The 6242-nt window shown below is 36.9% G+C and carries 9 protein-coding genes; all 9 read left to right on the forward strand.

Going from position 1 to position 6242, the window contains the following annotated elements; genetic code table 11:
- Window position 1 precedes the first annotated feature (1 nt).
- The 9 genes from HMPREF2987_RS09440 (at window position 2) to HMPREF2987_RS09480 (ending at window position 6183) form a co-directional block, all read left to right on the forward strand.
- Window positions 2–1258 (forward strand): site-specific DNA-methyltransferase, encoded by a 1257-nt coding sequence (locus HMPREF2987_RS09440; protein ID WP_075230318.1) that lies wholly within the window; start codon window positions 2–4, stop codon window positions 1256–1258.
- Window positions 1255–2436 carry a DNA cytosine methyltransferase gene (locus HMPREF2987_RS09445; protein WP_075230319.1) on the forward strand — a complete coding sequence of 394 codons (1182 nt, stop codon included), beginning with the start codon at window positions 1255–1257 and terminating at the stop codon, window positions 2434–2436. The genes HMPREF2987_RS09440 and HMPREF2987_RS09445 overlap by 4 nt, the downstream gene beginning before the upstream one ends.
- 51 nt (window positions 2437–2487) lie before the next feature.
- Window positions 2488–2700 carry a DUF4314 domain-containing protein gene (locus tag HMPREF2987_RS09450; RefSeq protein ID WP_075230320.1) on the forward strand — a complete coding sequence of 71 codons (213 nt, stop codon included), beginning with the start codon at window positions 2488–2490 and terminating at the stop codon, window positions 2698–2700.
- 2 nt (window positions 2701–2702) lie between these two features.
- Entirely contained in the window at window positions 2703–2933 is a 231-nt protein-coding gene (locus HMPREF2987_RS09455) for a hypothetical protein (RefSeq protein ID WP_075230321.1), read from the forward strand.
- A 44-nt stretch (window positions 2934–2977) separates the two neighbouring features.
- Complete coding sequence (locus tag HMPREF2987_RS09460; RefSeq protein WP_001007670.1) at window positions 2978–3451, forward strand: phage terminase small subunit P27 family; 474 nt, start codon at window positions 2978–2980, stop codon at window positions 3449–3451.
- Window positions 3448–5040, forward strand: a complete 1593-nt coding sequence (locus HMPREF2987_RS09465; protein ID WP_075230322.1) for a terminase large subunit — start codon at window positions 3448–3450, stop codon at window positions 5038–5040. The genes HMPREF2987_RS09460 and HMPREF2987_RS09465 overlap by 4 nt, the downstream gene beginning before the upstream one ends.
- Window positions 5041–5105: 65 nt before the next feature.
- Window positions 5106–5399 (forward strand): type II toxin-antitoxin system RelB/ParD family antitoxin, encoded by a 294-nt coding sequence (locus HMPREF2987_RS09470; RefSeq protein WP_075230323.1) that lies wholly within the window; start codon window positions 5106–5108, stop codon window positions 5397–5399.
- Window positions 5392–5730, forward strand: a complete 339-nt coding sequence (locus HMPREF2987_RS09475; protein WP_075230324.1) for a type II toxin-antitoxin system RelE/ParE family toxin — start codon at window positions 5392–5394, stop codon at window positions 5728–5730. The genes HMPREF2987_RS09470 and HMPREF2987_RS09475 overlap by 8 nt, the downstream gene beginning before the upstream one ends.
- 267 nt (window positions 5731–5997) lie before the next feature.
- Complete coding sequence (locus tag HMPREF2987_RS09480) at window positions 5998–6183, forward strand: hypothetical protein (RefSeq protein WP_075230325.1); 186 nt, start codon at window positions 5998–6000, stop codon at window positions 6181–6183.
- The last annotated feature ends 59 nt before the right edge of the window (window positions 6184–6242 follow it).

Consider the following 6242-nt stretch of genomic DNA (forward strand, 5'->3'; position numbering starts at 1 on the left):
AATGACGAACCAACCAACAATGGAAATAAAAGAACTTCCTCTGAAAGAATTAAAGCCTGCAGCTTATAATCCTCGAAAGAAACTGAAAAAAGGGGATAAAGAATATGAAAAAATTAAACAGTCGCTTCTTAAGTTTGGATATGTTGACCCTATTATTGTCAATGAAGATTTAACTGTAATTGGTGGTCATCAACGCTTGACAGTTCTTAAAGACTTAGACTATGAAACTGCTAAGTGCGTCATCGTTGATTTACCCAAAGAAGATGAGAAAGCATTGAACATTGCACTCAATAAGATTACAGGTCAATGGGATGAAGCTCTCTTAGCTGACTTACTTTTAGATTTACAGGAGTCTGATTTCAATCTAGACCTTACTGGTTTTGAGCCACCAGAGATTGATGACATCCTCTCCAATGTCCATGACAAGGAGTTGTTTGAAGATGAGTTTGATGTGGAAGAAGAATTGAAGAAACCAACGTTATCAAGACATGGGGACATTTGGCAATTGGGAAAACATAGAGTCATTTGTGGTGATTCTACAAAAGCTGAAACCTATAAGCAGTTGCTAGATGATAGGAAAGCTAATTTAGTTGTAACAGATCCGCCTTATAACGTTGACGTTGAAGAGACGGCTGGGAAAATCCTAAATGATAATATGTCTGACGGAGACTTCTATCAGTTTCTCCTTTCTATGTTTACTCAAGTAGAAAATCACATGGAAGATGATGCGTCTATCTATGTTTTTCATGCAGATACGGAAGGACTCAACTTCCGTAAAGCTTTTAAAGATGCTGGTTTTTATTTGAGTGGGTGTTGCATCTGGAAAAAGAACTCACTTGTATTAGGTCGTAGCCCATATCAATGGCAACATGAGCCTTGTTTATATGGGTGGAAGAAAAAAGGAAAGCATCAATGGTTTAGTGATCGGAAGCAAACTACCATTTGGGAATATGACCGTCCTAAGTCTAGTAAAGACCACCCAACCATGAAACCAATTCAACTTATGGCTTACCCTATTCAAAACTCTTCTATGCGTGGAACAATAGTTTTAGATCCATTTTTAGGTTCTGGTTCTACTTTAATAGCTGCAGATCAGACTGGACGTGTTTGTTATGGAATCGAGCTGGATGAAAAGTTTGTGGATGTCATCGTTAAACGCTATATAGAAGTTACAGGCGATACTGAAGTAACCGTACAACGTAATCATGAGGTTTTAACTTATAACCAAGTGTTAAAGGAGTTGGAGGAACAAGTATGACACTTACGTTTCTAGATTTCTTTTCAGGAGTTGGTGGCTTTCGACATGGGCTAGAATTAGCAGGAATGAAGTGTATAGGATTTTGTGAAAAAGATAATTTTGCACGCAAGTCTTATGAAGCAATGTACGATACGAAAGGAGAATGGTTTCATGACGATATCACAACAATCGATCCAACACGATTACCAAAAGCAGATCTCTGGTGTGCGGGAAGCCCTTGTCAAAACGTGTCTATCGCAGGGAAACGAGCCGGCCTATACGGTGAGCGAAGTGGACTCTTTTTTACATTTGTTGAACTCATCAAAAGCCAAAAAGAAGAAGATAAACCCGAATGGGTTCTCCTTGAAAATGTTAAAGGACTTTTATCAAGTGGTGGGGGACGAGATTATCTCGACTATCTCTCTATTTTGGATGAATCAGGGTACGACCTTGAATGGCAAGTGTTCAACTCAAAAGATTACGGAGTACCACAAAATAGAGAACGCATCTATACTATCGGACATCTTAGAAGAAAAGGTCGACGACAAGTACTACCTATCAGCAGAGAAAGCAGTAGCCATCTTAAGCAACTTGTAGGCGGTATGCAAAGCTACCGTGTCTATGACCCCAGTGGTATTGCAACAACACTTGTTGGAGAGGGTGGGGGACTAGGAGCTAAGACAGGTCTTTATCTGATTGACCAATCACTAACTGAACCAAAGTTAACTGAAGAAGCAAGATGTATAACTGCTCGTTATACTGCTGGTGCGACAAAGCGAACAGCAATGAACTCTGGAGTGCTTGAGGTCCAACCAATTTTGACACAAGCTATCAAGGTTAGGAACGGAACAAAGCAAGGTTATCAATTGGCGGAGGTTGGTGACTCGGTTGATCTTTCTTATCCGAGTTCATTAACGAGAAGGGCAAGAGTAGGGAGAGGAATAGCTCACAACCTCTCATGTAGCTGCCAGATGGGTGCCGTAGTTTGGAATGGTCGTGTTGTCAAAATTAGAAGACTTACTCCAAAAGAGTGTTTTAGACTTCAAGGTTTCAGTGATGACTTATTTGAAAAGGCAAAAGCTGTAAATTCTGATGCACAACTCTATAAACAAGCAGGAAACGGAGTCACAGTACCAGTTGTTTATGCTATTGGTTGTGCCATATTATCTTCAAAAATATCATCAGAAATAACTGGATAAAAATGAACTTTAGAGTTAATATGTACTAAACAAAAGAGAAGAGGTTGTATTATGGATGACTTTAAAGTCAAGACTTTGAAATCATTGTATCCAAATGGAACTCGAGTTAAACTACTCGAAATGAAGGATCCATTTGCACCACCTATAGGTACTCTCGGTACGGTAATTGGTGTTGATGATATTGGTTCAATTTTAGTAAGTTGGGATAACGGACAAAGTTTAAATGTACTTTACGGAATTGATAAAATAATGAAATTGAGATAGTTATGTGGGAAATGATAACTAGAGAGTGCAATGGCCGGCACTATCATATTGAGTTTCTTAGGGAATTTAGTACCTATGATCGACATATTGATGGCGCTTGGATAGCAATCCTAAAAATTAAACGAAATAAAGAAATAGTTTTTCATTATGAATATGGTAAAATAACTGACCGAATGGATGATTTTGATGAAATTATCTATCAAGAAATAGTGGATACATACAATAAATTATAATTTGGAACTCAATCTGAGTTCTTTTTATTTTAGGAGGTGAATTAGTGGCAATTAGAGGACGTAAACCGAAACCTACAAATTTAAAAGTTCTAGAAGGTAATCCTGGTAAACGGCCTCTCCCAACGAATGAAGTAAAACCTCAAAAGAAGGCTCCACGTTGCCCCCAGTGGCTTGAAGAAGATGCTAAGAGGGAATGGAAGCGGATGGGAAAAATATTGGAACAAATGGGATTACTGACGGAAATGGATATGACCGCATTTGCAGGTTATTGTCAAGCATACGCACGTTGGAAAGAAGCAGAGGAGTTTTTATCAAAACATGGTTCTATCTTAAAGACACCAAATGGGTATTTACAGCAAGTTCCACAAGTTTCAATTAGTCAAACTAATTTAAAAATCATGCTGAAGTTTTGTGAACAATTTGGTCTAACCCCATCCGCTAGGAATCGTTTAGCTACTATGGATTCTGAGGTTGGTAATGGTGACGAAATGGAAGATTTGTTGGGAGGTTTACTATGACTTTTCATTATGAACCAACTCCTTTTATGCTAGCTTCATCACATTATGATAAAAGTAAGGCTGATAGAGCAGTTACTTTTATTCAAAACCTTTGTCATACTAAAGGAAAATGGGCAGGTCAGAAGTTTATACTTTTACCTTGGCAGGAACAGATAGTACGAGATCTATTTGGGATTGTTAAAGAAGATGGGAATCGTCAATTTCTAACTGCTTATATTGAAATTCCAAAAAAGAATGGGAAGAGTGAACTAGCAGCAGCAATAGCTCTTTATCTACTTTATGCAGATAATGAAGCCAGTGCAGAAGTTTATGGTGCAGCATGTGACCGAAATCAAGCTTCTATTGTATTCGATGTAGCAAAACAAATGGTACTAATGAGTCGACCTTTAGAGAAACGTTCAAAAATAATGGGTGCTACGAAACGAATTGTTAACTACTCTAATGCAGGTTTCTATCAAGTTTTGTCTGCTGAGACTGGCACAAAACATGGTCTCAATGTTTCAGGACTCGTGTTTGACGAAATTCATGCGCAACCCAATCGCCACCTCTATGATGTCTTAACTAAAGGTTCAGGTGATGCACGAGAACAACCCTTATTTTTTATCATTACTACTGCAGGAACAGATAAGAATTCAATTTGTTACGAGTTACATACAAAAGCACTTGATATTTTAAACGGCAGAAAGAAAGATACATCTTTTTATCCTGTCGTTTATGGTTTATCTGATGAGGAGGACTGGAATGACGAAAGTAACTGGTTAAAAGCAAATCCGTCATTAGGTCATACCATTGGCTTAGACCGTGTCAGAGAAGCTTATAAACAAGCACTTGATAATCCTGCTGAAGAAAATGTATTCAAACAACTACGGCTAAATATGTGGACAAATTCTACGGTTGCTTGGATTCCTGAACATGTATACAACAAAGGGGATGCACCAATCAATTTTCAAAGTTTGAAAGGTCGTGAATGTTATGCAGGACTAGACTTGTCTAGTACCTCTGATATCACAGCCTTTGTTTTAGTTTTTCCACCTAGGAATGAACTAGAGAATTACATCATTCTACCCTATTTCTGGTTACCAAAAGATACTCTTGAGCTTCGTTGCCGTAGAGATCATGTTTTGTATGATGTGTGGGAACAGCAAGGTTATCTAAAAACGACAGAGGGTAATGTGGTTCATTATGGCTTTATTGAGAAGTTCATTGAGGACTTATCAAAGCTATACAATATAAAAGAAATCGCCTATGATAGATGGAATGCCACACAAATGGTGCAGAATTTAGAGGATATGGGACTGACGATGATTCCTTTTGGTCAGGGGTACAAGGATATGAGTCCACCGTCAAAGGAATTATTCAAACTAATGATGGAAGGTCGTATCCAACATGGAGGACAACCAGTTCTAAAATGGATGTCGCAAAACGTAGTCATGAGGCAAGATCCCGCTGGTAATATTAAGCCAGATAAGGAAAAGTCAATCGAGAAAATTGACGGTATTGTAGCTCTCATAATGGGGATTGATAGATGTATTCGACACCAAAATAATGATAGTAGTATTTATGACGAGCGAGGAATATTGAGCTTTTAGTTGAATTTTAAATATAAAGATGCTACAATGTATTTACAAATCATCTTTACAAAGAGGTATTAATCATGGCAAGTACTCAACCTGTTAATTTTAGAGCAGATTCGACTTTTTACCAACAAACAAAAGAAATCTTAGCTGATGAAAAGTTAACCCTGTCAGATATTTTTAATGCTGCACTTCGTAAAATTGCGACAGGTGCGGTTGATCCCAAAGAGTTCGTATTTAGTGATTCACAAGAGACTCAATATCAGGTTGCTTTTGAAGACTTGAAAAAGGAAATCTTGTTGGGACATCAAGAAGTTGAGCAAGGTAAACTAACGTCTTTAGCAGATGTAAGAAAGGAATTTGGACTTGAGTAATCATAAACGTTACCATGTTTCTCTTACGGATCAAGCTAAGAAAGACTTGAGAGAGATACATGATTATATTGTACTGAATTTTTACAGCCAACAATCTGCCGATAGCAAACTAGACCTTATTTTAACAGCACTAGAAACTTTAGAAACCTTTCCAGAAGCATGTCCGTTAGTATCGAGTCGAGGTTACGGTGAATTAACAGATGACGGAAAACGTTACCGATATATGCCAATTGAAAATTACTTAGCTTTTTATTATATCGACAAATATGATGTTTATGTCTCCAGAATTTTAAATTCTAAGCAGAATTGGGCTAAGTTATTCAATAAATAAATTCAATTATAATTCATAGAGCATCTCATAAATGAGGTGCTTTTATTGTACTCAAAAATGGAGGATTAGATGAGATTCTTAGATTTTATTGGACGAATAAGATCACGAGATAAACCACATAATAGCTATGAGGGCAGAAATCTAACTACTTAGATAATAATTTTACATTTTTGAAGCTTTTTTGTTGAAATATCTCAGATTTTATTGTTTTTGTGGCATACTAATATTGTGGAGGTCTTTTAAAAAAAGAAAGGAGGTGTGTAGAAGATGACTTACAAGAATAAACAAACTGAAGTTTTTTTTGAATATCGTGACGATTATAATATGCTACAAAAGAAAACAATGTTGTTAGACGGTATTCTCAATGCGTTTCAAGCAGAAGATATTTTAATTAATCAATACGGTTTTAAAATTGAAAAAGTTTATGAACCATCGAAACGTGTTTATAGCTGATACACTATAAAAAGGACGCCTATTATGAACTGCACCCCAAAAGTTAGACAGAAAAAAAT

The sequence above is a fragment of the Streptococcus sp. HMSC067H01 genome, from assembly GCF_001814775.1.
GTDB lineage: Bacteria > Bacillota > Bacilli > Lactobacillales > Streptococcaceae > Streptococcus.